The sequence below is a fragment of the Mycobacterium sp. genome (genome assembly GCF_036490025.1).
GTDB lineage: Bacteria > Actinomycetota > Actinomycetes > Mycobacteriales > Mycobacteriaceae > Mycobacterium.
Genome location: NZ_DASXEP010000033.1, coordinates 13,750 through 36,355 on the forward strand (window position 1 = coordinate 13,750; position 22,606 = coordinate 36,355).

Sequence of the window (22,606 nt, forward strand, 5' to 3'; positions counted from 1 at the left end):
TACCTGCCCTTTCCTCAACGGCTTTCGCGCGCGGCGACAAGCTCGGCAATGTACTTGGCGCTGGCTCCGGGGTCTCCACCGGCGAGCGCCCAGCCCCGGGCGCGCACCAGATACGCGGTCGCGGCGGCCTCCGCCGAAACGCCGAGCCCGCCTTGTACATGCACCGCCATGGTCGCTGCCTTCGACGCTTCCTCGGCCATGAACACGAACGCCGACGGCGCCAGCTCGGGCCGCTCGTCGGGTTCGTTGTCCAGGAACCACGCGGCACGCCGCGTCAGATTGCGGCCGCCTTGCACGGTGATCGCGATGTTGGCGAGCGGATGGGAGATGCCCTGAAGCGTCGAGATCGGCACACCCAGCGTGTAGCGGGTCTTGGCGAACTCCGCCGCGATGGTCATCGTCTCCTCCACCACCCCTGTCAGCGCAGCGGCCATCAGTACTCGCCACTCATCCAGCGCCCGTTGGTATTCCGCGAGGGCTTGGGGCCCGGTTGCCAATACGACGCTGGTGTCGGCGGCAGCCGGATCGACCCACGCCATCGGTAACCGGCCGATGTTGTCCACCTTTGTCGGCCGGGTGTCGAATTTGAGGAGCACCACGGCCCCGTCTCTACTACCGTCGCGAACGACGATCTGATCCGCGATCGATCCGGTCGGGATCAGCCGAACCCCGCGCACGCTGTCGTGCTGTGCGTCGAACCCCGTGATCTGCTTGCCGCTGACGACATCGGATTCCACCGCACCCAGCCGGGCGAGCAGCCGCGCTGCGCACACGTGATCGATCCAGGGCACGGGTGCCAGCGAACGACCAATCTCCTCGGCGACCAACGTCAAATCGACCAGCGTCGCGCCGTCTCCCCCGACCACGTCGGGCAACGCCATGGTCGTCGCACCCATCCCGCACAACCGCTCCCACAGGCTTTTGTCGAAGCCGGATTCCTCGGCGGCGCGCACGGTTTCGATCGGACAGTGTGTCTTGAAGAAGTCTCGGTACGCAGTCTGCAGCGCCTGATGATCCTCGGTCAGGCTGTAGTCGAGTCGGCGGAGTTCGTAACGATCCATGGTCAGTGCTCCTTCTGGCCCTCGAAAAAGAACGTCTGCGCGTTGTTGTAGAGATAGTTCTCCAGGACCTCGGCCGGCAGATCCAGCGACTGCGCTTCGGGCACGACGCGACGCATCTTCAACACCGGCCAGTCCGACGCATAGATCACTTTGTCCGGTCCACGGGTCCGCATGTAGTGCAGCAGGCTGTCCGGTAGCCGCTTGGGCGACCAAGCCGATGTCATCAGGTGCAAGTTCGAGTATTTGATGAGCAGTCGGATGGCGATCTCCCACCAGGGATCCGCGCCGTGAATCATGCACAGCTTCAGCTCGGGAAACCGCACGCAGACGCGGTCCAGGTGAATGGGGTTTTGCACCTCGCCGGGAATCGGCGGCCCGGGAAGGCCGGTATTGATGCACAACGGCAGGCCGATCTCGGCGCATTTGGTGTAGAGCGGATAGTAGACGGCGTCACTCGGCGGATACTGGCCGTCGCCCCAGAAGCTAGGCCCCACAGCGGTATACGCGACAGGGAGATCGTTGGCCACCGCACTGAGTTCGCGCAGCGACGGCATCGGTCGCAGCAGGTTGACGCCGCCCATCGCCAGCGCGAACCGGTCCGGCTTCGCTTCAACGAATTTGCGCGCCGTTACCGACGGCTTCGCGAGGTTGTCCATCAGCACGGCCTTGCGCACGCCGTGCTCGTCCATCTCGTCGAGTAACGCCGACAGGTCTACCGGTGCGAACATCGACTCCGGGCCCTTGAAGTAGTCGTCGCGGACCTTGAGCATCCACGTGGGCTGCTTCTCGGTCTCACCGAAGTGCACGTTGACGAGGCAATCGATAACACGAGTTGCGTTCATGTCGACATCGGCGCCTTCTCTGTCGCTTGCCTTTTCGCCCAGCGGTAGTCGGCCTTTCCGTTGCCCAGGCGACGGATCTGCTCGACGACAATGAACTCTTTGGGAACCTTGAACCGGGCCAGTTGCGATGTGCAGTGGGCGTGCAGCAACTCCTCTACCGCGTCCACGCCATCGCGCGGCTGGATCAGGGCCACCAGCTCCTCGCCCCAACGTTCACTCGGACGGCCGACAACCAACGCATCGGCGATGTCCGGATGCGCGCGCAGTACTTCTTCCACTTCCTCGACGAACACCTTCTCGCCGCCGGTGTTGACCACCAGCGAATCGCGGCCGTACAACCGGAGCGTCCCGTCTGCTTCCAGCGCGGCGCGGTCGCCCGATATCACCACGCGCTTACCGTCGACCTCCGGAAATATCTTGCGGGTGGCGTCGGGATCGTTGAGGTATCCCAAGGGAATCCGGCCTTGCCTGGCGGCCCAGCCCACCTCGCGGTCGCCGGCGGAAAGAAAGTGGCTGTAGTCCTCGGACAGCACCAGGCCACCCTCGCGCAAGGTAAAGGTGCCGGTTCGGCTGTCGCAGCGGCTGTGCCCGAATCCCATGTTGCCGGTCTCCGATGACCCGTATCCGTTGATGAGAGTGAGCTGAGGCAACAGCTCCAGCAGCGCCTGTTGGTGTTTGAGATTCGTTGCAGCACCGCCGGTTCCGATCGCGGCCAGCACCGACAGATCATAGCTGCCTCGGCGTAACTCGGCGACCAGAGGGGCGGCGTACGCGTCGCCGACCATCGTCATCATGGCCACCTTTTCGCGCTCCGCGATCTGCCATACCAGACACGGGTCGAGCTTCTTGCTGGTGTCGTAGAGTACGACGGTCAGGCCGGCCATGATGGCCGAGAACGCCGTCCACATGCCGGCTGCATGCATCAACGGCGACACTGCGAACCATGGCGATCCGGCGTTGCGGCTCACCTTGTCCCGGATATCTTGAGCAGAAGCATGATCGGCGCCCACCATCGACGAGACGTACATGTCGGATTGCCGCCAGAGGACGCCCTTGGGCCGGCCGGTGGTGCCACCGGTGCAGATCATCAGCAGGTCATCTGGAGATGCGGTCACATTCTGGTCGGTATTCCCGTGCGACAGCGCTTCGTCAAGAGGCACCGCCCCGGGAAGCCCTGGTGCATCACTTCCGTCATCGACCGACAGCAGCAGATCATAGCTATCAAGGGTCAACACATCGGCGAACTTTGCACCGAGCGACTTGTGATAGATGACGGCGCGAGGCCGGACGTAGTCGAGCAGTTCTCGAACTTCGCGCGGCGTGTAGTTGTAGTTGACGTTCACCGGGACGGTGCGGGCCTTCAGGCAACCGATGACCATGTCAACGTACAGGTCGTTGTGCATGACGAGAGCGACGCGGTCTTGCCCGCATTCCCAGTTCTGCAGGGTCGCCCGTTCCTGGTGAGCGCCGAAGCCATTGGTCGCAAAGAAGTTTGCGAGCCGGCGGGTGCGGTCCGCGGCTTCGGCGAACGTCCTGCGACGACCACCACAGACGGTGATCGTCGCGTCGGGAATGACCTCGGCGATCACATCCAGGACCGCACCTATGGTCCATTCGCTCATGGCTTCGCGCGGCCTCGAGCACTCATGCCGCCGAGCCGACTTTGACGTCGAGCAAGTCCAAGGCGTTGTTGCGCATCACCTTTCGGATATCCGCAGCGCTGAAGCCGACGAGTTCCTCGGTGAACGAAACGGGATTCTCCAATCCTTCGCCGTGCGGCCAGTCCGATCCGAACAGAATCTTCTCGACACCGATCACCGACGCTAGCTCGGGCAGGTCGTCTTCGTAGTAGGGCGCGATCCAGACGTTGTTCCGCAGCTCTTCCACCGGATCCTCTGGGAACGACTTCGGATGATTGTTGGCTGCCTTCTTCAGCCGCTTGACCAATCGATGCACGAAGTACGATCCGTTTTCGATGCTGACCGCCTTGAGTTGGGGGTGACGAGTGAACACGCCATGGGCGATCATCGCGGCCATCGTGTCGTGGATCGCGCGGTCGTCGACGAGTATCTGGTCCAACGGATTTGAGCCGCCGAACCCTTCGAATGTCGACTTGCCGCCCCACATCCCGGCTATCTGGAGGTAGCCGCTGTCACTGAGGTGAAATCCCACCGGAACCCCTGCCTCGGCCAACGCCGCCCACACCGGATCGTGCAGGGGATCGCCCAACGACCGCGGCTTGACCACGCCGGGCACCGGCGCCGGGCGCACCAGCACCAGCTTTGCGCCGCGGGACAGCACAGACTCCACCTCGTCGAGCGCCCCGGCAGGGTCGGCCAGCGAAATGATCGGCGCGGCGATGATCCGATGGTCGGGCCGGTCGAAACCCCAATCCTCGTCCAGCCACAAGTTGAACGCGTGAACCGAGGCCATCGTCGCTTCCACATCGTGCTTGAGTGCCTCTTCTACGCCGCACGCGAATGTCGGCAACATGAACACTGTTTCGATGCCCTGGGTGTCCATCACGGTGATGCGGGCGTCGCGGTTCTGGTACTCGGGGCGTTGGTCGAGCCGCTCCACCTTCATCAGCGATGCGGGGTCGACGCCTTCTGGAATCTCGCCGCGGAACAGCAAGTCCAAGCAGCCCGGCACGATGATGGGGTCGAAGGTCGGGTTGGGGATGAACCGGTTGACCCGGTCCCCGATGATCGCTTGGGTGTGCTTGCCGTCCTTGAATATCTGGACACCGCGCCTGCGGAACTTCTTGTCCAGGTGCCGGGTAAAGGCGTCCAGCGGTTCGTAGTAGTGATTGTCGACGTCGATGGCCTTATAGCCCAGGTTCCCCATGATTATCCTTTCCGCTGCCGAAAGATTCAGCCGTGGCGCTCAGCCCGGGAAAACTCGGAGTGCGCTTTTCCAGGAAGCTGGTGATTCCTTCGATGACGTCTGGACGCTGCAGCGATAGCTGCAGCAGGACTTCGGATCGCGAACTGGAGTCCGCTACTTCACGCAACGCGTCACCGTAGGCCTGCCGTTTGATGACGGCCATCGATGCCGGCGAACAGTTTTGGGCGATGTCCTCGGCGTAGGCCATGGCCCGCTGCATCAGCTGTTCGGGCGGCACGACCGCTTTGACCAACCCGAGCTCCGCCGCTTCGTCGGCGAGAAAGGTCCGGCCGCTCAACAACAGGTCGAGTGCGACGCCCCAGCCGGTCAGTCGCGGCAGTATCCACGAGACGCCGTATTCCGCGATCAGCCCGCGTCGGGCAAACGAGGCCGCGAACTTCGCACCCGCGGCGGCGAACCGGACGTCACACATCAGCGCCTGGGTGAGACCGATACCGACGCAGGATCCGTTGATGGCTGCAATAACTGGTTTGCACAGCGTCGTCAAATGATGGGGGTGCCGGTCCCCGACCAGACTGGCCAGCTTGCCCTCGTCGGTCTTCTCGATCGACTGCGCGACGCTCCCCATCGAGCCCAGCTGGGCTCCCGCACAGAACGCCTTACCGCGACCGGTCAGCACGATCACCCGAACCGCCGGATCGTCTTCGGCGCGGTCCAATCCCGCGTAGAAGGCGGTGGCGATATCACTGCCCCAGGTATTGAGCCGGCCGGGTCGGTTGAGCGTCAGCACTGCCACGCCGGTCGGAGTGACCTCGTAGATCGCTGCCTCATCCTGGCCGGGGTCCGCGACGAGGTCGTCAGCGGTGCTCACGTCATCCTCCTCATCGCGCGGGTGGGAATTTCGCCGCAGCTTGCACGCATACTGTATACCTATCGGTACTGCATTCTGCAACTGTCGGCACAGGCGGTTCGATGCCGTGTGAGCAGCCGAAATCCGGGCTCGCGCCACCCGCTACGTGAAGTCCGAGCCACCGTCGACGTTGACGTTCGCTCCGGTCATATACGAGTTGCGGCGCGACGCCAAAAACGCCACCACTGAACCCATTTCGTCCGGCAGGCCCGCTCGGGGCAGATGAGCGGGATGCCCGAAGTGATCGGCAATGGCGTCCATCAGCCGGTATGGGTCGTTGCCGTCGACACCCACCGAAGTTGCCCAGCCGACCAGCGACTCGGAGGCGATGCTGCCCGGCGACACGACGTTGACCAGAATCTCGTCCTTGGCCAGCAGCAGCGAAAGGTTTTTGGAGACGCTCGTCAGCGCCGCCTTGGCCGCCGTGTACGCCGGCAGCATGACACTTTGGCGTTGCGTCGAGTGCGCCGAGAAGTTGACGATCCGTGCCCCCTCGGCTTTCCGGAGCAGCGGGAGGGCCGAACGCACGCAGCGAATCCGGCGCCGATACCTCGGGCACCACACCCGATGCAACCCCAACGAGCACACCTCTCCCGGCGTGCGCCCAAACCGGCTCTCGGACATACGACGAACCTTACGAAACGACACCGACAAAACCCGCGACCACACCCTGCTCGCCTACCCCGATCCCCCCGACAGCCAAAGCCGCCAGTCCCCTCGGGGCGCACTCATGGCAGAAATACGGTTACCCTCCGCTTGCCGGCATGCGTATCAAAAAGCCTACGATAGGTATTACAGTAGCAGGCGGAGACGGCGACACGGATGCGTAACCGCAGATCAACCGGCAACTACCGGTAGATTCGAGTTCGTCGCCCGCGACGCCGGAACGGCAGGCGCGGGGTTGAACGGGATGGAGGTGCCCGCAGTGGCTAAGCAAGCATCCGCCGAAAAGCGTCAGCGGCGCGAACGCGGGTCCATCAATCCCGATGACATCATCAGCGGTGCGTTCGAACTCGCAGAGCAGGTCTCGATCGACAACCTGAGCATGCCGCTTCTCGGCAAGCACCTCGGCGTCGGGGTTACCAGCATTTACTGGTACTTCCGCAAGAAGGACGATTTGCTCAACGCGATGACCGACCGCGCGTTGCGCAAGTACGTGTTCGCCACCCCATATGTCGAAGCCTCCGATTGGCGCGACACGCTGCGCAACCACGCCCGCTCGATGCGTAAAACCTTCATGGGCAATCCAATTCTGTGCGATCTGATTCTGATCAGGTCGGCGCTGAGCCCCAGGGCGGCTCGACTCGGCGTCCAGGAGATCGAGAAGGCGATCGCCGGGCTGGTCGAGGCCGGTTTATCGCCAGCACAGGCCTTCGACACCTACTCGGCAGTGTCGGTTCATGTCCGGGGATCGGTGGTGCTGCACCGGCTCCAAGAGAAGAACCAGGCGGCCGAAAATGGCGGGCGCACAATCGAAGACGCGATGGTCATCGATCCCGAGATCACCCCGCTGCTCGCGCAGATGACCGCCAGGGGTCATCACATCGGCGCCCCCGACGACAACAACTTCGAGTATGGTCTGGACTGCATTCTCGACCATGCCAGCCGGCTGATCGAGCACGGCTCGAAGTCGGCTGACCGCCAACGTAAGCCGACGTCGTCACGGCAGCGCAAGTCGCCGTCTACCGGGCGGGCCAAGAGCTCCCGGCAGTAAGGAAGTCACGGTGCTGAGCTTTTCGGCGGTTCCGGCACGTTGAAGTGCTCATCACGTAGGCGGAACGCCTCCTTGGTGCCGTGCTGTGCACGGGTCTTGACGAAGTTGAACTCCCCCGGCGCAAACTGCAAGTTCGTGCCGAACGCGTGGAACAGATAGCTCGCCACTTCCTCACCTTGGTACGCCTGGCTCTGCTCGACGAGCCGAAACGCCTCCTTGGCGATGACGACACCGTCGGCCGGCATCTTGGCAGCCTTCTCCGCCCAGTACCGTGCGCGTGCGGTCGCCTGGCCGGGATCGCAGGTCTCCGTGAAGATTCCGAGATGCTCGACCGCTTCGGCCTCGATGATGTCGCCGGTCAACAGCAGACGCCGGGCGAGTACGGGCCCCAATCGATGGAAGAACATATGCAGGCTGCCCAGCGCGGGGCCCAGGAAGCGAGTGGCAGGCATGCCGATCTTGGTGGTGCGCGCAATCACGGAAATATCGGCCATCAGCGCTATTTCGAAGCCGCCGCCAAGCGCATACCCGCTGATCTCTCCCACGGTGACCTTCGGGAAGCCCATCAGGTTGTGGTAGAAGCTGAACGATTTGCGGTCCACCGTGAGCCGGCGGCGCTGACTGGGCCGGCTCTTGGCTAGCCGTGTTTCGCTGTCCTCCACCTCTTTTGAGCTGCGTTCGCCGTACCAGCCGTACGCGTTGTTCATGTCCGCACCGGTGCTGAACACCCCCCCTGCTCCACGCAGCAAGGCCACGACCAGGTCGTCGTCGTCCGCGACGCGATCCAGACATCGGGCAACCGCCTCGCGCATGATCGCGTCGTAGGAGTTGCGTTGCTTGGGATTGTTCAATGTTATTGTGGCGACTCGCTTTTCCGGATCAACCTCGAATAGAACACGGTCGTCCCCGCTGTCTGAGGCGGTCATCTCCCGGCTCGCTTCCTGCTAGTCGGCCGACCGTCGTAAGCCGAACGCGGGTCCAATCGCGTGTCGAGATCCGACATCAGCTTGGTCTCGATGGTGTGGTCAGTGCCGAACGCCAACGTGTTGCGGCGCGCCGCGGCCAGGTGGTCTTGCGCCAGCCGTACCGCCCGGGCCGCATTACCGTCGCAGATCGCGTCGAGCAGGCGCTGATGGTCACGCAGCGCCGCTCGCCTGGTCTTGTCCACCATCGGCGCCGGTTCGCCGTGGCCATTCCACACCGCGGACTCATGCGCGGACCAGATCAGCTCCAGCGAACCGATCAGCAAGATCATCGGCTCATTGCCGCATCGCGAGACCAGTGTCTCGTGAAACCGACGGGCATTAGGCACGTACTGCGAAATGTCATCGAATTGTGCTGTCTGGATGTCGATTTCGCCCTGCAGGTACGGCACCACCTCGGTCATCCGGTCCTCCCGCGCGGCACACATCCCAGCGCAGATCGGCTCGAGATGCACCAGCGCTTCACTGACGTCCACCGGCGTCGCGGCCCTGGTCTGCAAAACCATGCTGAGCATGTGCGCCGTACGCTCGGCGGTCGGGTGGTGGATGACCGCTCCGCCGACATTTCCCCGGCGCACCGAAATCAGCCCGTCGGTCTCCAAGATGTGGATCGCCTCGCGCAACGCCGGCGGACTCACGCCGAATTCAGCGAACAGGCGTTCCTGCGACGGGAGCACGTCACCTTCCTGCAAACGGCCGGACAGGATATCGTCCCGCAACTTCGAGGCGACGAGTTCCGCGACGCGTGGTTGGCGAAAGCGCTGCGTTGCCATCTCAGGTCTGCTCGGCTCGTCGCTTGCCGAACCGGTGGCCGGTCAACTTATCCGGCGGCAACGCCAGCGTTGTGACTTCGCCGACGCACAGCACCTCCCCATCAAGCAGCAGCCGGCCCGTTGACGTGATGCTCCCTTCCGCTTGCGAGCGCGCGACGTCGAAGCGCAATTCGGTCAGCACCGGCGTCGGGCGCTGAAAGGTAACCTGCAGCGACCGGGTCTTGCCGGATAGCCCGGCGACGCAGTTCTGGTGCTGCATAACGCTGTCGAAGAACACCGCGAGAAAGCCACCATGGACCAGTCCGGGTGGGCCCTCGTAGACCAGCGGGAAGGTGACTCGCCCCGAGGCGATTTCGCCGCCAAGGTGGTCGAAGCGGTATTCCGGAAAGCATGGGTTGAACGCGCCGATGTCTGTTGCGTGGTCGAGGTAAACCCGCCGGATGCCATCGTCGTCGGCGCCGATCCGCGGCGCGCTGTCCGGCGGAACCGCCGTGCCAAGATCATCTTCCCAATCCCTGATCTGCGCGAGAATCACGTCGACGGCGGGATGCGGATGTTCCAGCGACAGCAGCAGTGAGCTGAGCCGGCGAATCGCACCGGCCGCAGCGACGGTCTGGGCGAGCGGCGCTTCGCCGAATCGAGTGACAGCCGATTCGGACCGCACCGGGATGCCCGCTGCGTGGTCTTCGCCCATCCGCCCTCTTCCCGACGCATTGTTCCCTCGCGCGGCTTTCCTTGCTAAGTTATACAGCGTAGCAATCGTACCGCCTACTGTAGGGGCAACCGTATCGACGAGGAAGGGCGGATTCGACGATGAGTCAGGATGCGGCCACCGCGGCGGCCGACGGCTCGCTCACCGCGAGTCGCGACGGCAGCGTCTTGCGGCTCACCATCGATCGGCCGTCGCAGCGTAACTCGTTGAGCCACACCATGATCGATGAGTTTGTCACCGCGCTGACCGACGCCGCCACCGATGACTCGTTGCGGGCGATCCACATCCAGGGGGCGGGCGAGGATTTCTGCTCAGGTGCCGATTGGGTCGCCACCAACAGCAGCGACGGCCGGCGGCCCCGCACCGGCGATATCCTTCGACGTACACCGCACGCTGCACACCGCGTGATCGAGCTGGTCCACGGCATCCACTTGCCGGTCGTCTGCAGCGTGCGAGGATTTGCGGTCGGCCTCGGCTGCAACCTGGCCTTGGCCGCGGACTTCACCGTGGCCGTCGACGACGCGGTGTTCTGGGAGCCTTTCGCGGCTCGGGGATTCAGCCCCGACTCGGGTGCATCCTGGCTTCTTCCCCGGTTGGTCGGACTGACACGCGCAAAGCAGATGCTGCTGCTCGGCGACAAAGTCCGCGCGACGGACGCCGCCGACTGGGGATTGATTCACCGGGCCGTCGTCGCGGTCGACGTGGACCGCGTGACCGAGGAGCTGCTGGCACGATTGGCCGCCGGACCCACGGTGGCGCTGGGAATGGCGAAGCAGGCCATCCACTTCGGCCAGCACGCAACTCTGAGCCAGTCGATGACACAGGAACTGTTCGGTCTCGAACTCTCCTGTCGGACCGCGGATTTCAAAGAAGGCCTCGCGGCATTCCGAGAGCGACGCCCACCGCGGTTCCAGGGACGATGACCACCCCCAGCGATAGGAACGTTGATGTCAGCAAGCCCGGCACCGTCATACGACACCATCAAATACGAGCTGGATGGGCACAAGGCAACCATCACGCTGAATCGGCCGGATGCTCTCAATGCGCTCAGCCCACACATGATCGCCGAGCTGCGTCACGCTTATGACGAGGCCGAAAACGACGACAATGTATGGGTTCTCATCGTTACCGGCACCGGGCGGGCATTTTGCACAGGCGCGGACGTCAAGGCAATCCCCGGCGATGGCAAGGTCCTCAACGAGCGTCCCTACCTGTCCAGCTATGAACAGTGGGAGGCGCCCCAAGAAGGCACCCCGCCGTTTCGCGCGATGGCCAAGCCGGTGCTCGCCGCGATCAACGGGTTGTGTTGCGGGGCCGGGCTCGACTGGGTCACTACCGGCGACATCGTGATCGCCTCCGACACGGCGACGTTCTTCGATCCGCACGTCAGCATCGGACTGGTTGCCGCACGCGAATTGGTCCGGGTTGCCCGCGTGCTTCCCCGCTCCATCGCGCTGCGCATGGCCTTGGTGGGCAAACACGAACGGCTGAGTGCGCAGCGGGCCTACGAGCTCGGCATGATCAGCGAGATCGTCGAACACGCCCGCCTACTCGAACGCGCCCATGAGATCGCCGACATCGTCAACTTGAACGCGCCACTTGCCGTCCGGGGCACCCGACTGGCGATCCTGAAAGGACTGGACCTGCCGCTGCACGAAGCCGAAATGTTGGCCGAATCATTCCGCGAACGCAATCTGCACACCGAGGATTCGCTAGAGGGCCCCAAGGCGTTCGTCGAAAAGCGGCCACCGGAGTGGCAGTGCCGATGAGCTTCGAGACCATCGAACTCGACGTGGATGGCGCCGACCGGGTTGCCACCATCACGCTGAACCGGCCCGATCAACTCAACGCGTTCAACCGAACCATGTGCGAAGAGATGACCCAGGCATGGCGGATCGTCAAAGCGGACGATTTGGTCAACGCCGTCGTTCTCCGAGCCGCCGGCCGTCGCGCGTTCAGCGCGGGCCTCGATGTCAAGACGCCCTACGGTCAACCCGAAAACATCTGGAACCACGAAGATCCCGGCGAAGCCCTCAGCCCCAAGTGGCAGAAGATGTGGAAGCCGGTGGTCTGTGCCGTACAGGGCATGTGCACGGCCGGCGCCTTCTACTTCGTCAACGAATCCGACGTGGTCATCTGCTCGACGGACACGACGTTCTTCGACTCCCACGTGTCGGCCGGCCTGGTCTGCGCTCTGGAGCCGGTAGGGCTGATGCGCCGCATCGGACTGGGTGAAACATTGCGAATCGCATTGATGGGCAACGACGAACGGGTCAGCGCCGACACCGCACTTCGCATCGGGCTGGTATCCGAGGTGGTCTCGCCCGACGATCTGTGGACACGCGCACACGAGATCGCCGCGACGATCGCGACCAACCCGCCGTCGGCGACCCAGGGCACCGTCAAGGCAATCTGGGAGTCGCTGGACAAGCCCTATCGGGCGGCACTGGACCAAGGGCTGATCTATACCCGGCTGGGAAATCCGATTGGCACCGCCGAGTTGGCAACTCGCGGCGACCGCCGCGTATCGGAGCCGAAAATTCGATGACCGAGCACCGGCTCAGTCGGCGCATCGACGATGTGCTGCGTCTGCAGCCTGACGCGCCGGCTGTGGAATACCACCGCCAGTGGCTGTCGTGGCGACAGCTTCGCGAACTCGCCGAACAGATCAGTTCGCTCATCGGCAGCCAGCGCCCTCAGGTCGGCATTCTGTTGCGCAATCGCCCCGCGCAGGTTGCCGCGTTGCTCGGTGTGCTGCGCTGCGGGGCCACCGTCGTTGTCATCAACCCGGGCCGTGGCGACGAACGCATCAAAGCGGACGTCGATCAGCTTGCGCTGCCGTTGATCATCGGCGAGCCCGACGATCTGGCCATGGTGGGCGACCAGCCCGCGACGACGGTGGTGTCGGTCTCAGATCTTGACGCTGGCCCGAAAGTGGTTGCGGCCGACGAGGTTCGCACGCACCGTCGGCGCCCAGACGTCGCGGTACGGATGTTGACCAGCGGAACGACCGGGCCGCCCAAGCGTGTCGACCTCAGCTACGACATGCTGGCGCACAACGTGATGGGCCCGGATGCGGACCGATCATCAGCGCCGACGGAGTTGCGTCGTGGGGTGGCGATCGTCAACTCGCCGCTGGTGCATATCGGCGGGGTGTTCCGAATCCTGCAGTGCGTTGCCGAGGCACGTTCCTTCGTGTTACTGGAACGCTTCGAGCTCGATCGGTGGGCCGAAGCGGTGCGCACGCATCGGCCTCGGGCGGTATCGCTGGTGCCGACCGCGTTGCGGATGGTCTTGCATTCCGACTTGAGCCGTGCGGATTTGGCGAGCATCCGGGCAGTGACGTCCGGTACCGCGCCGCTGTCGCCGGAGGATTCCGATGCGTTCACGGAGAAGTACGGGATTCCGGTGCTGACGTCCTATGCCGCAACGGAATTCGGCGGCGGGGTGGCCGGCTGGACACTGGCCGATCACCAGAAGTACTGGCGGGTGAAACGTGGCAGCGTGGGACGCGCGAATCCCGGGGCCCGGTTGCGTGTGGTCGGCGACGACGGAACGCCGCTCGAGCCCGACCAGATCGGCCTGCTGGAGGTCAAGCCTGCGCAATTCGGGCCCGCCGCGGACTGGATGCGCACGACCGACATGGCACACATCGACGCCGATGGATTTCTCTGGATCGTGGGCCGCGCCGATCAGGCGATCATTCGCGGCGGCTTCAAAGTCATGCCCGACGACGTGCGCAGCGCACTGGAACGCCACCCCGCAGTGGCGGGAGCCGCCGTGGTCGGACGCAGTGACGAACGCCTCGGGGAAACCCCGGTGGCCGTCGTGGAGTTACGGACACCAGGATCGGCAGATGCCGCCGAACTCACCGACTACCTGCGAACTCGACTGGCCCGCTATGAGATTCCCACCGACATCGCGATCGTCGCGGAACTCCCCAGGACACCGTCCGGCAAGCCCGATCTGGACGCGGTCCGGCGCCATTTCAGCGATGCGCTCTTCGCGGCGCGGACCGACCATGCCGAGTGAATCGCCAACCGTCGGCACTATAGTGCGCAGGCAAACCCACAGCAGGGGCGATCACCCGCTGTTGATCTGCGATTCCGAGCGCGTCAGCTATGCCGACGCCGACCGGCTTTCCGCGCAGCTGGCCCGTGGGCTGGTAGGTCTGGGAACCGGCAAAGGCAGTCACGTCGGCCTGCTCTACCCCAACAGTGTCGCGTTCGTCGTCGCCATGCTGGCCGCGGCGCGCATTGGCGCCGTCGTCGTGCCGTTCTCCACCTTCGCCACCGCCCGCGAACTGCGTGAGCAACTCGTCGACAGCGACACCGAGATTCTGCTTGCCGCGCCCTCGTTTCGGTCCCACGATTACGTGCAGCGACTTGCCGAGACGTTGCCGGGCTCTCTTCTCGAATCCGATGAGCGGCTATTCGACCCCGCTGCGCCGCAATTGCGTCGCGTGGCCTTCGACGTGTCGAGGGTTCGGCGGCTCGCTGAAACCGTGGACGAAACGCTCCTTGCCGCAATGGAGGACGATGTCACCGGCTCCGATCCGCTGGCGATCGTCTACACCTCGGGCACGACCAGCGCTCCCAAGGGCGTGCTGCATACCCACGCTGGGTTACTCGACCATCAACGAAACCTCAACGCGATCCGGAACCTGACCGTCGCGGACACGCTGTTCTGCAATTCGCCGTTCTTCTGGATCGGCGGATTCGGCTTCGCGCTGCTGGCCACTTTGATCGCCGGGGCGACGCTGGTGTGCTCTACCGCCGACGATCCCGCCCAGACACTCGATCTGCTCGAGGCCGAAAGGCCCACCGTCACCAACGGATTCGCTGCCGGCATCAGGACCCTGGCCCGGCATCCGAGTTTCGCCGGCCGCGACCTGTCGTCGATGCGACGCGGCAACCTGTACCCGATCATGGCTCCCGAGGCACGGCCGGCCGATCCTGAGTTGCGGCACAACATGCTCGGGTTGACCGAGGCCGGCAGCGTTGCGCTGATCAGCGCTGACGAGTCCGACCAACCCGAGCATCGACGTGGGTCGTTCGGCCAGCCGGCCCCGGGGCTAGAAGCAAAGATCATCGACCCTGATACCGGAAGGCCCGTCGAGGATGGCACGCTCGGCGAGTTATGCATTCGCGGCCCATGCCTGATGCAGCGGTATCACAAGCGCAGCCGGGAGGAATGTTTCGACGCCGACGGCTGGCTGCACACCGGTGATCTGGCTGCCACCGACAGCGACGGGTTCGTCTACTACATCGGCCGCCGCGGCTCGATGATCAAGACCGCCGGCGCCAACGTATCGCCAGGCGAAGTGGAGCAGGCGATCGCCATGGTCACCGGGGGTGCCGCGGCTCATGTGTTCGGGATCCCGGATCCCGAACGCGGCCAGGTGGTCGCGGCCGTCGTCGCCTTGGACGACGGCGCCGAACTCGACGAGACCAGGCTTGGTCGCCAACTTGCCGCAGAACTCTCGGTGTACAAGATTCCTCGGCGATTCGCGGTCCTACCCACATCCGAGATCCCGTTGTTGGCCAGCGGGAAACCCGATGTGCAGCAACTGAAGAGGCTCTTCGATGCCTGACACCATCGACGAGCTGGTGCGGCTCCGCTCGGTCCATGACGAGGCTAAACCGATGGTCATCGACGCTGATCATCGACTCAGCTATCGCGAACTCGACGTCACCACACATGGCTTGGCCGCAGCATTCATCCACGCCGGTATCGGCAAGGGCAGCCGGGTTGGGCTCATCATGCCCAACAGTGTCCGTTGGGTGCAGGTCGCGATTGCGCTCACCCGGATCGGTGCCGTACTGGTCCCGTTGAGCACGCTGATGCAGGTGCGGGAACTGGTTGCCCAACTGCGAACCGCGTCCGTACAAGTCTTGATCAGCGTCGAGGAATTCCGCGGGCACCGCTACCTCGACGATCTCCGGTCGACACTCGGCTTGCGCGATCTATCTGGAACGCTGCACTGCGCTGAACTTCCTGCGTTGCGCCAGGTTTGGGCGGCCGACCGGTTGCCGGAAGCATCCCGTGCTGAATCGGTCGGCGCCATCGTTGACCCGCTGGCCGCAATCGTGACGCCGAGCGATCCCATGGTGATCATGTTCACCTCCGGCAGCAGCGGTGCCCCCAATGCGGTGGTGCATTCGCACGGCAGTGCGCTGGGCGCCGTCCGATCCGGATTAGCAAGCCGGTGCATCGATTCCGAGACCCGGCTCTATCTTCCGATGCCCTTTTTCTGGGTGGGCGGCTTCGGCAGTGGTGTGCTTTCTGCTCTGGTAGCCGGCGCAACACTGATCACCGAGGAGATTCCGCAACCCGAGACCACGTTGCGTCTGCTGGAGTGTGAACGGGTGACGTTGTTTCGCGGCTGGCCCGAACAGGCCGAGGCACTGGCTCGCCACCCCTTTCGCGCCCGGGCCAATCTGTCCGCGCTGCGTCCCGGAAGTCTGGAAGCCCTGCTTCCGGTCGAGCAACGTGCCCAACCCGGTGCCCGGGCAATGCTGTTCGGCATGACCGAAGCATTCGGACCCTACTGCGGCTACCGCGCCGACACCGACATGCCGCGCTCGGCACGGGGCAGCTGCGGCAAGCCATTCGCCGGGGTGGAGGTCCGGATCACCGACCCCGACAGTGGACAACCGGTGTCGACGGGATCCGTTGGGATGATCCAGATTCGGGGACCGCATACGCTGCGCGGGATATGCCGGCGCGGTCGCGAGGAGCTGTTCACCGTTGACGGGTTTTACCCCACCGGCGATCTCGGCCGGCTCGACGACGACGGCTTCCTGTTCTACCACGGTCGGTCCGACGACATGTTCAAGGTCAGCGGTGCAACGGTGTATCCGAGCGAGGTCGAGCAGGCGCTGCGGGACATCGATGGTGTCGACAACGCTTTCGTCACCAATATTGCTGGTACACAAGGGGATCGGATGGGCGCCGTCGTGGTGTGCGACACCGCTGCGACGAACGCCGATCAACTCCGCGAATCGGCCCGCACGATGCTCAGCTCGTTCAAAGTGCCGACTGTGTGGCTGCTCGTCGACGCCGATGACACGATCCCGCGCGGTCCGACCGGCAAGGTCGACGTCCGGCGGCTGCGCGAGCTGCTCACCGACGCAAACGCCGACGGTTCATCGCGACAAAATGAACACGAACGCGGCCATCGACAGCACCGGAATTCCGCCCAGTAGCAGCATCAGGATCCCGATCCAGCGGGTAAGTGAAGGACCGCGCAATATCGCGGTGATCAGCAGCAACAAACCAAGCAGGGCAAAGATCGCAGCTGTCCAGCCAGTGCCGGCGACGTCTCTGTCGTGCGTCCCCGAGTCGAAATCCGCGGCAACTGCGGGGTCGTTGAGCACCGAACCGGCGGTGAGAGCACTGACTCCCCAACTCATCGCGGCGCCGGCGCACATACCCCATCCGATGAGGCGCCGGTTCCGGTCGTGGGTCTGCGCCAGCCGATGGTTGTAGTCGTTCAGCGCATCCTGCAGTGCGGAGTCATCGGTCGACACAGCAGCAAGTATCGCCTATCTCGTCACCTGCGGGGGCCAGCCTTATGGAACCTGCGTCCAGGGTTGACAGTTCCGCGACTCGAACGCTTTGACCGTTGAGTTGACGTTCGCGAACATCGGACCGACAGACATATTCGTCTGGACCACATGCTCCTTGTTCGCATCAGCCGTGCTGTAGGTAAACCACGCGCACATCGAGCCCTGCGTCGGCACATTGTTTATCCAAGCCCCGAACGTCGACGCCGACCCGCTCGTGCGGTACAGGCCGGGCGCGATGTCCGGTCCGACGACAAAGACACCGTCTCGCGGGATCGGGTCCATCGGATCGGCAATGGCCGGTGAAGCGAGCGCGATCGCCGCCACACCTGCAACGAATAACGCCGATGCGCGAAATGTCAGCATTGGGGGCATCTCGTTTCTCCAGTTGTCGCCCGCCCCGATGGCAGCGTATGCCCAAGCACGGTCGCGTACCAACAGATGGCGCCGGTATTCGGCGGTGGCCTCACAATCGGTGCTGGCGGCGGCGGCTTACCCGGGGGATCCCGCCTGTCCCCCAGCAGATTCCGTCACGTCGGCCGGCTCGCACCATCCACCACGCCATGCTCGGTCAGGTGGTCGATGAGCGGAGCCGCGCCGGCCGCAAGATGGTTTGACATCGCTTTGCGGGCGAGCTCGCCGTCGTGTTTGGCCAGCGCCGCCACCACCCTTCGGTGGTCTTTCATCGACTGACCCGGCCATCCCTCGATGGTGGGAAACACAAATTCCGGTGCATACCGGGTGATCTGCGACATCATCTGCGCAAGCTTCGGCGACTCGGCGGCCACATTGACTGCACGATGAAACTCATGATTGAGCCGCACCGTTCGCTCGATGTCGTTGCCCGCGTAGGCCTCCTCCAGCTCAGCCTGGATTCGTTTGAGTTCGCGCAGCTGGTCGTCGCCGATGTTGACCGCAGCGCGTGCGGCGAGCTCACCGCCCACGTGAGCCTGCAGATTCGCGACGTCAGCCAAGTCGCGTTCGGTGACCGGTAGCACCACGAAGCCGCGGCGCGGCTGCTGGGCCAGCAGCCCCTCGGCGCGCAGTTCGAATAGAGCCTCCCGCACCGGGGTGACGCTGATCCCCAATTCGGCGGCCAGTTGATCCAGGCGGACATACTCGCCCGCGGAGTAGGTGCCATCGAAGATCCGCTGACGCACATAACGCGCAACGTCTTCGGAAAGCTGGGGCCGCGCAGCGAAATCCGGAACGCTCACGGTCAAATCCGATACTCGGCGAGCAGTCGCTTGCTGATGATGGACTTCTGGATCTCGCTGGTTCCCTCGCCGATGAGCAGGAACGGGGCATCACGCATTAGCCGCTCGATTTCGTACTCCTTGGAGTAGCCGTATCCGCCGTGGATACGGAAGCTCTGCTGGGTGACCTCCGAGCAGAATTCGCTGGCCAGATACTTCGCCATCCCGGCCGCGACATCGTTACGCTCACCGGAGTCTTTCAACCGGGCCGCGTTGACCATCATCAGGTGAGCGGCCTCGACTTTCGTTGCCATTTCCGCGATTTGAAACGCGATGGCCTGATGTTCGGCTATCGGCTTGCCGAAAGTGTGGCGCTGCTGCGCGTAGCGCACCGCGAGCTCGAATGCGCGTATCGCCACTCCGACTGCCCTGGCCGATACATTGACCCGCCCGACCTCGATGCCGTCCATCATCTGGTAGAAGCCCCGGCCTGGCGCGCCGCCCAAGATGTCGTCGGCGCTGGCGGCATATCCGTCGAAGATGAGCTCGGTCGTGTCGATTCCCTTGTAACCCAGCTTGTCGATCTTGCCCGGGATCAGCAGCCCGGGTGCGACCTCGCCGAAGCCGGTCGGCTTTTCGATGAGAAACGCGGTCAGATTGCGATGCGGCGCATCTGCGCCCTCATCGGTGCGGACCAACGCCGCCACCAGACTCGAACTGGCGCCGTTGGTCAGCCACATCTTCTGGCCGTTGATGGTGTAGTTGCCATCGCCGCCCCGTGTGGCGCGGGTGCGGATGGCGGCGACGTCAGAACCCAACTCCGGCTCGGACATCGAGAACGAGCCGCGAACCTCGCCCACAGCCATGCGTGGCAAGAAACGTTGCTTCTGTGCGTCGGTACCGTGCTGACGCAGCATGTAGGCGACGATGAAGTGGGTGTTGAGCACTCCCGAGATGCTCATCCAGCCGCGGGCCAATTCTTCGATGCACAGCGCGTAGGTCAGTAACGACTCGCCCAGCCCGCCGTACTCTTGCGGGATCATCAATCCGAACAGACCCATCTCTCGCATCTGGTCGACGATCGCCTGCGGATAGGTGTCGGTGCGTTCCAGTTGGGGCGCGTTCGGAATGACCTCCTTCTCCACGAATTGTCTTACTGTGGAGATGATTTCGTTCTGGAATTCGGTCAAGCCGACTGTCTCGGCGAGTTTGGTCATGCGGCGCCCTTCTCCTGGTCAGCAGGCGATGGTCTTCGCGGCGGTCAGCCGCGTGATGTCGGAGGCAGTCAAGCCCAAGCTCGTCGTGAGCACGTCGACGGTATCGCCGCCCAGCCTGGGTGCAGGCTCGCTCGCGAAATGGCCGCCGTCGAAGACGGTGGGCATCCCCGGCGCCAAGTAGTCCCCGAGGCCGTCCTGGTGCAGCCGGGAGAACAACGGATTAGCGGTGACCCGTTCATCCTCAACGACTTGCGCGAAGCTCTGATAGCGCTCGAACAACACGCTGGTAGCCGACAACGCGTGCACGACCTCGCCGGCGGTGTGATCGGCGAACCACGTCGCGAACAGTCCGCTGAGCACGCTGCGATACCGGAAGCGCACGCCCTCGTCGCTGAAGTCCGCGCCCAGAGACTCGGCAAGCGCGGAAACGGCTGCACCGGTGCCGGATACCTCGACGAGATCCTGGAAATGACGCTTGGTCAGCGTCACGACCATGAATGCGACGCCGTCGCGACTGGTGAAATCCTGACCGTACTGCCCATATATCGCGTTGCCCAGACGCTGGCGTTCGGTGCCGTTCACCTGAGGCTCGGTCAGCAGCCCCAGATTACCGGCGGTGGCCAACGCGACGTCCTCCAACGGCAGGCTGATCTGAGCGCCCGCCCCGGACTGGTCACGGCGACGCACCGCCGCCACGATCGCCAGCGCGGCATACAGGCCGCAGCAGACATCCCAGGCCGGCAGCACATGATTGATCGGGCCGGCGTGATCCGCCGGGCCGGTCACCAACGGAAATCCGGTTGCCGCGTTGACCGTGTAGTCCACGCCGGTAGAGCCGTCATGGCGGCCGAGCACCTGCAGATGGATCAGGTCGGGACGTTTCGCCGCCAGCGTGTCATACGACAACCAGGACAGCCCCGCGGCGTTGGTCACCACCACGCCGTCGCCTTCGATGATCAGCCGCTGGACCAGCTCCTGTCCTTCGACCGAGCGCAAATCAATTGTGGCCGAGCGCTTTCCCTTGTTCAGTCCGGTCCAGTAAATCGACGTACCGTTCGCGGTCACCGGCCACCGATGGGTGTCAGATGCTCCGCCGATGGGGTCGACGCGTATCACCTCCGCGCCCAGTTGACTCAACGTCATGCCGCACAGCGGTGCGGCGACAAAGCTGGACACTTCGACGACGGTGAGATCAGCCAACGGCATGTTCATTAGGGCCCGACCCGCTCGAAAACCGCCGCGAGGCCTTGCCCGCCACCGATGCACATGGTCTCCAGCCCGTACCGTGCGTTGCGCCGGTTGAGTTCGCGGGCCAACGTGGCCAACATCCTGCCGCCGGTCGCGCCGACCGGATGGCCCAGTGAGATACCCGAGCCGTGGATGTTGGTCCGCTCCCGGTCGGTCGCGCCAAAGCCCCACTCCCGCATCACGGCAAGCGCCTGTGCGGCGAACGCCTCGTTGAGTTCGATGAGGTCGATGTCGCTCAATTGCAGACCCGCCTTGGCCAGGGCGAGCTCGGTGGCAGGTACCGGGCCGATTCCCATCACGCTGGGTGGCACCGCCGCGACGGCCCAGGACACCAGCCGGACCAGCGGGGTGAGGCCGAGTTCGGCGGCCCTCTCCTGGGTAGTCACCAGACACATGGAGGCCGCGTCGTTTTGCCCGCTGGCGTTTCCCGCAGTCACCGTCGCTGCTGGATCATCCTTGAGCAGAAGGGGTTTGAGCTTGCTCAGCGCTTCCACAGTGGTGTCGGCCCGCGGATGCTCGTCGGTGTCGATCAGCTCCTCGCCGCGTCGACTGCGCACCGTGACCGGGATGATCTCCTCGGCCAGGATGCCGTCCTTCTGTGCGGCCACCGCCCGCTGGTGCGACGCCACCGCGAGTTCGTCCTGCTCCTGACGCGAGATGTTGTACTGGCGGCGCAGATTTTCCGCGGTCTCCAGCATCCCGCCGGGCACCGGATAGTGGCGACCACCGGCGGTGGAGCGCCCGCGTGCCAATCCGTCGTGCAGGTGCACGCCGTTGCGAGGCGGTCCCCACCGCACGTCGGTGGAATAGAACGCGACGTTGCTCATGCTCTCCGCGCCGCCGGCAACCACGAGATCGTTGTCGCCAGACCTGATCTGAAGACTTGCCTGGATCACCGCTTGGAGGCCCGATCCGCAGCGCCGATCGATCTGCATGCCGGGTACCGTCACCGGCAGACCCGCGTCAAGCGCCACGATGCGTCCGATCGCCGGCGCCTCGCTGTTGGGATAGCAGTGCCCGACAATGACGTCTTGCACCGCTTCGGGCGGAACACCGGTCCGGCCGAGTAGCCCGGTGAGTGCGGTCACCCCGAGCTCAACAGCGCTCTGCGACTTCAACATTCCCCCGTAGCGGCCGATCGGCGTCCGAACCGGTTCACAGATCACCGCTTCACGACTGCTCACAGATGCCTCCCGCCGGTCACCTCGAGGACGGTGCCGGTCATATACGACGACAGATCGGAGGCAAGGAACAACGCGACGTTGGCGACTTCATCGGGCTCCCCGGCGCGTCCCATCGGTACCTCCGCGACTTTTGCGTCCCAAATCCGTTGCGGCATCGCCTCTGTCATCGCCGACCTGATCAGCCCGGGCTGGATTGCGTTGACCCGCACTCCGAGGTGGGCGAGTTCCTTCGATGCCGCCTTGGTCATACCGACGATGCCGGCCTTGGCCGCCGAATAGTTGGTCTGGCCGACCATGCCGACCTTCCCGGATATCGACGACATGTTCACGATCGTCCCGCGCTTGTTCTCC

The 22,606-nt window shown here is 64.1% G+C and carries 22 protein-coding genes and 1 pseudogene; 7 read left to right on the plus strand and 16 right to left on the minus strand.

What is annotated here, in order from left to right; genetic code table 11:
- Nucleotides 1-14 precede the first annotated feature (14 nt).
- The 6 genes and pseudogenes from VGG53_RS04150 to VGG53_RS04175 form a co-directional block, all read right to left on the minus strand.
- Entirely contained in the window at nt 15-1,061 is a 1,047-nt protein-coding gene (locus VGG53_RS04150) for an acyl-CoA dehydrogenase family protein (protein ID WP_331516725.1), read from the minus strand.
- 2 nt (nt 1,062-1,063) lie between these two features.
- Nucleotides 1,064-1,903, minus strand: coding sequence for an amidohydrolase family protein (locus VGG53_RS04155; RefSeq protein WP_331516726.1), 840 nt, complete (start codon nt 1,901-1,903; stop codon nt 1,064-1,066).
- Nucleotides 1,900-3,525: an acyl-CoA synthetase gene (locus tag VGG53_RS04160; RefSeq protein WP_331516727.1), complete on the minus strand. Its 1,626-nt coding sequence runs from the start codon at nt 3,523-3,525 to the stop codon at nt 1,900-1,902. Before VGG53_RS04160 ends, VGG53_RS04155 begins: the two co-directional genes overlap by 4 nt.
- 22 nt (nt 3,526-3,547) lie before the next feature.
- Nucleotides 3,548-4,750, minus strand: coding sequence for an amidohydrolase family protein (locus tag VGG53_RS04165; RefSeq protein WP_331516728.1), 1,203 nt, complete (start codon nt 4,748-4,750; stop codon nt 3,548-3,550).
- Nucleotides 4,731-5,621, minus strand: coding sequence for an enoyl-CoA hydratase (locus VGG53_RS04170; protein WP_331516729.1), 891 nt, complete (start codon nt 5,619-5,621; stop codon nt 4,731-4,733). Before VGG53_RS04170 ends, VGG53_RS04165 begins: the two co-directional genes overlap by 20 nt.
- A gap of 141 nt (nt 5,622-5,762) precedes the next feature.
- Nucleotides 5,763-6,197 (minus strand): annotated as a pseudogene (locus tag VGG53_RS04175) (SDR family NAD(P)-dependent oxidoreductase); the annotation flags it as partial.
- A gap of 388 nt (nt 6,198-6,585) precedes the next feature.
- Here VGG53_RS04175 and VGG53_RS04180 point away from each other — a divergent pair.
- Entirely contained in the window at nt 6,586-7,374 is a 789-nt protein-coding gene (locus tag VGG53_RS04180) for a TetR/AcrR family transcriptional regulator (RefSeq protein ID WP_331516730.1), read from the plus strand.
- Nucleotides 7,375-7,379: 5 nt separating this feature from the next.
- Here VGG53_RS04180 and VGG53_RS04185 read toward each other — a convergent pair whose 3' ends face one another.
- Genes VGG53_RS04185 through VGG53_RS04195 form a run of 3 tightly spaced genes read right to left on the minus strand, consistent with a single transcriptional unit; the run spans nt 7,380 to nt 9,824 of the window.
- Complete coding sequence (locus tag VGG53_RS04185) at nt 7,380-8,300, minus strand: enoyl-CoA hydratase/isomerase family protein (RefSeq protein WP_331516731.1); 921 nt, start codon at nt 8,298-8,300, stop codon at nt 7,380-7,382.
- Nucleotides 8,297-9,130: a FadR/GntR family transcriptional regulator gene (locus VGG53_RS04190; RefSeq protein WP_331516732.1), complete on the minus strand. Its 834-nt coding sequence runs from the start codon at nt 9,128-9,130 to the stop codon at nt 8,297-8,299. Before VGG53_RS04190 ends, VGG53_RS04185 begins: the two co-directional genes overlap by 4 nt.
- A gap of 1 nt (nt 9,131) precedes the next feature.
- Nucleotides 9,132-9,824 carry a hypothetical protein gene (locus VGG53_RS04195; RefSeq protein WP_331516733.1) on the minus strand — a complete coding sequence of 231 codons (693 nt, stop codon included), beginning with the start codon at nt 9,822-9,824 and terminating at the stop codon, nt 9,132-9,134.
- 119 nt (nt 9,825-9,943) lie between these two features.
- Here VGG53_RS04195 and VGG53_RS04200 point away from each other — a divergent pair, with 119 nt between their 5' ends.
- Genes VGG53_RS04200 through VGG53_RS04225 form a run of 6 tightly spaced genes read left to right on the plus strand, consistent with a single transcriptional unit; the run spans nt 9,944 to nt 17,050 of the window.
- A complete protein-coding gene (locus VGG53_RS04200; RefSeq protein WP_331516734.1) occupies nt 9,944-10,765 on the plus strand; it encodes an enoyl-CoA hydratase/isomerase family protein in 822 nt (273 codons plus the stop codon).
- A 24-nt stretch (nt 10,766-10,789) separates the two neighbouring features.
- Nucleotides 10,790-11,611 carry an enoyl-CoA hydratase/isomerase family protein gene (locus VGG53_RS04205; protein ID WP_331516735.1) on the plus strand — a complete coding sequence of 274 codons (822 nt, stop codon included), beginning with the start codon at nt 10,790-10,792 and terminating at the stop codon, nt 11,609-11,611.
- Entirely contained in the window at nt 11,602-12,390 is a 789-nt protein-coding gene (locus tag VGG53_RS04210) for an enoyl-CoA hydratase/isomerase family protein (protein WP_331516736.1), read from the plus strand. Before VGG53_RS04205 ends, VGG53_RS04210 begins: the two co-directional genes overlap by 10 nt.
- On the plus strand, nt 12,387-13,874 hold the full coding sequence (locus VGG53_RS04215; RefSeq protein ID WP_331516737.1) for a class I adenylate-forming enzyme family protein: 1,488 nt from the start codon (nt 12,387-12,389) through the stop codon (nt 13,872-13,874). The genes VGG53_RS04210 and VGG53_RS04215 overlap by 4 nt, the downstream gene beginning before the upstream one ends.
- Nucleotides 13,864-15,435, plus strand: coding sequence for a class I adenylate-forming enzyme family protein (locus VGG53_RS04220; protein ID WP_331516738.1), 1,572 nt, complete (start codon nt 13,864-13,866; stop codon nt 15,433-15,435). Before VGG53_RS04215 ends, VGG53_RS04220 begins: the two co-directional genes overlap by 11 nt.
- Nucleotides 15,428-17,050 (plus strand): class I adenylate-forming enzyme family protein, encoded by a 1,623-nt coding sequence (locus tag VGG53_RS04225; protein ID WP_331516739.1) that lies wholly within the window; start codon nt 15,428-15,430, stop codon nt 17,048-17,050. Before VGG53_RS04220 ends, VGG53_RS04225 begins: the two co-directional genes overlap by 8 nt.
- Here the strand turns inward: VGG53_RS04225 and VGG53_RS04230 are convergent.
- The 7 genes from VGG53_RS04230 to VGG53_RS04260 form a co-directional block, all read right to left on the minus strand.
- The gene (locus VGG53_RS04230; RefSeq protein ID WP_331516740.1) at nt 16,991-17,374 is read right to left on the minus strand and encodes a hypothetical protein; all 384 of its coding nucleotides are present in this window, start codon (nt 17,372-17,374) and stop codon (nt 16,991-16,993) included. The genes VGG53_RS04225 and VGG53_RS04230 overlap by 60 nt on opposite strands.
- Nucleotides 17,375-17,416: 42 nt before the next feature.
- Complete coding sequence (locus tag VGG53_RS04235) at nt 17,417-17,776, minus strand: hypothetical protein (protein WP_414688878.1); 360 nt, start codon at nt 17,774-17,776, stop codon at nt 17,417-17,419.
- A 164-nt stretch (nt 17,777-17,940) separates the two neighbouring features.
- Entirely contained in the window at nt 17,941-18,627 is a 687-nt protein-coding gene (locus tag VGG53_RS04240; RefSeq protein ID WP_331516742.1) for a GntR family transcriptional regulator, read from the minus strand.
- A 2-nt stretch (nt 18,628-18,629) separates the two neighbouring features.
- Nucleotides 18,630-19,823, minus strand: a complete 1,194-nt coding sequence (locus VGG53_RS04245; RefSeq protein WP_331516743.1) for an acyl-CoA dehydrogenase family protein — start codon at nt 19,821-19,823, stop codon at nt 18,630-18,632.
- Between the two features lie 18 nt (nt 19,824-19,841).
- A complete protein-coding gene (locus VGG53_RS04250) occupies nt 19,842-21,029 on the minus strand; it encodes a CoA transferase (protein WP_414688879.1) in 1,188 nt (395 codons plus the stop codon).
- A 5-nt stretch (nt 21,030-21,034) separates the two neighbouring features.
- On the minus strand, nt 21,035-22,255 hold the full coding sequence (locus VGG53_RS04255; RefSeq protein WP_331516745.1) for an acetyl-CoA C-acetyltransferase: 1,221 nt from the start codon (nt 22,253-22,255) through the stop codon (nt 21,035-21,037).
- Nucleotides 22,252-22,606, minus strand: a 355-nt coding sequence (locus tag VGG53_RS04260) for an SDR family NAD(P)-dependent oxidoreductase (protein WP_331516746.1), incomplete at its 5' end; no start/stop codon positions are given. The genes VGG53_RS04255 and VGG53_RS04260, both read right to left, overlap by 4 nt.

Coding starts and splice junctions, on each gene's coding strand:
- VGG53_RS04150 (WP_331516725.1), bottom strand. CDS start 1,061: ATGGATCGTTACGAACTCCGCCGACTCGACTACAGCCTGACCGAGGAT.
- VGG53_RS04155 (WP_331516726.1), bottom strand. CDS start 1,903: ATGAACGCAACTCGTGTTATCGATTGCCTCGTCAACGTGCACTTCGGT.
- VGG53_RS04160 (WP_331516727.1), bottom strand. CDS start 3,525: ATGAGCGAATGGACCATAGGTGCGGTCCTGGATGTGATCGCCGAGGTC.
- VGG53_RS04165 (WP_331516728.1), bottom strand. CDS start 4,750: ATGGGGAACCTGGGCTATAAGGCCATCGACGTCGACAATCACTACTAC.
- VGG53_RS04185 (WP_331516731.1), bottom strand. CDS start 8,300: ATGACCGCCTCAGACAGCGGGGACGACCGTGTTCTATTCGAGGTTGAT.
- VGG53_RS04190 (WP_331516732.1), bottom strand. CDS start 9,130: ATGGCAACGCAGCGCTTTCGCCAACCACGCGTCGCGGAACTCGTCGCC.
- VGG53_RS04195 (WP_331516733.1), bottom strand. CDS start 9,824: ATGGGCGAAGACCACGCAGCGGGCATCCCGGTGCGGTCCGAATCGGCT.
- VGG53_RS04200 (WP_331516734.1), top strand. CDS start 9,944: ATGAGTCAGGATGCGGCCACCGCGGCGGCCGACGGCTCGCTCACCGCG.
- VGG53_RS04205 (WP_331516735.1), top strand. CDS start 10,790: ATGTCAGCAAGCCCGGCACCGTCATACGACACCATCAAATACGAGCTG.
- VGG53_RS04215 (WP_331516737.1), top strand. CDS start 12,387: ATGACCGAGCACCGGCTCAGTCGGCGCATCGACGATGTGCTGCGTCTG.
- VGG53_RS04220 (WP_331516738.1), top strand. CDS start 13,864: ATGCCGAGTGAATCGCCAACCGTCGGCACTATAGTGCGCAGGCAAACC.
- VGG53_RS04225 (WP_331516739.1), top strand. CDS start 15,428: ATGCCTGACACCATCGACGAGCTGGTGCGGCTCCGCTCGGTCCATGAC.
- VGG53_RS04235 (WP_414688878.1), bottom strand. CDS start 17,776: ATGCTGACATTTCGCGCATCGGCGTTATTCGTTGCAGGTGTGGCGGCG.
- VGG53_RS04245 (WP_331516743.1), bottom strand. CDS start 19,823: ATGACCAAACTCGCCGAGACAGTCGGCTTGACCGAATTCCAGAACGAA.
- VGG53_RS04250 (WP_414688879.1), bottom strand. CDS start 21,029: ATGCCGTTGGCTGATCTCACCGTCGTCGAAGTGTCCAGCTTTGTCGCC.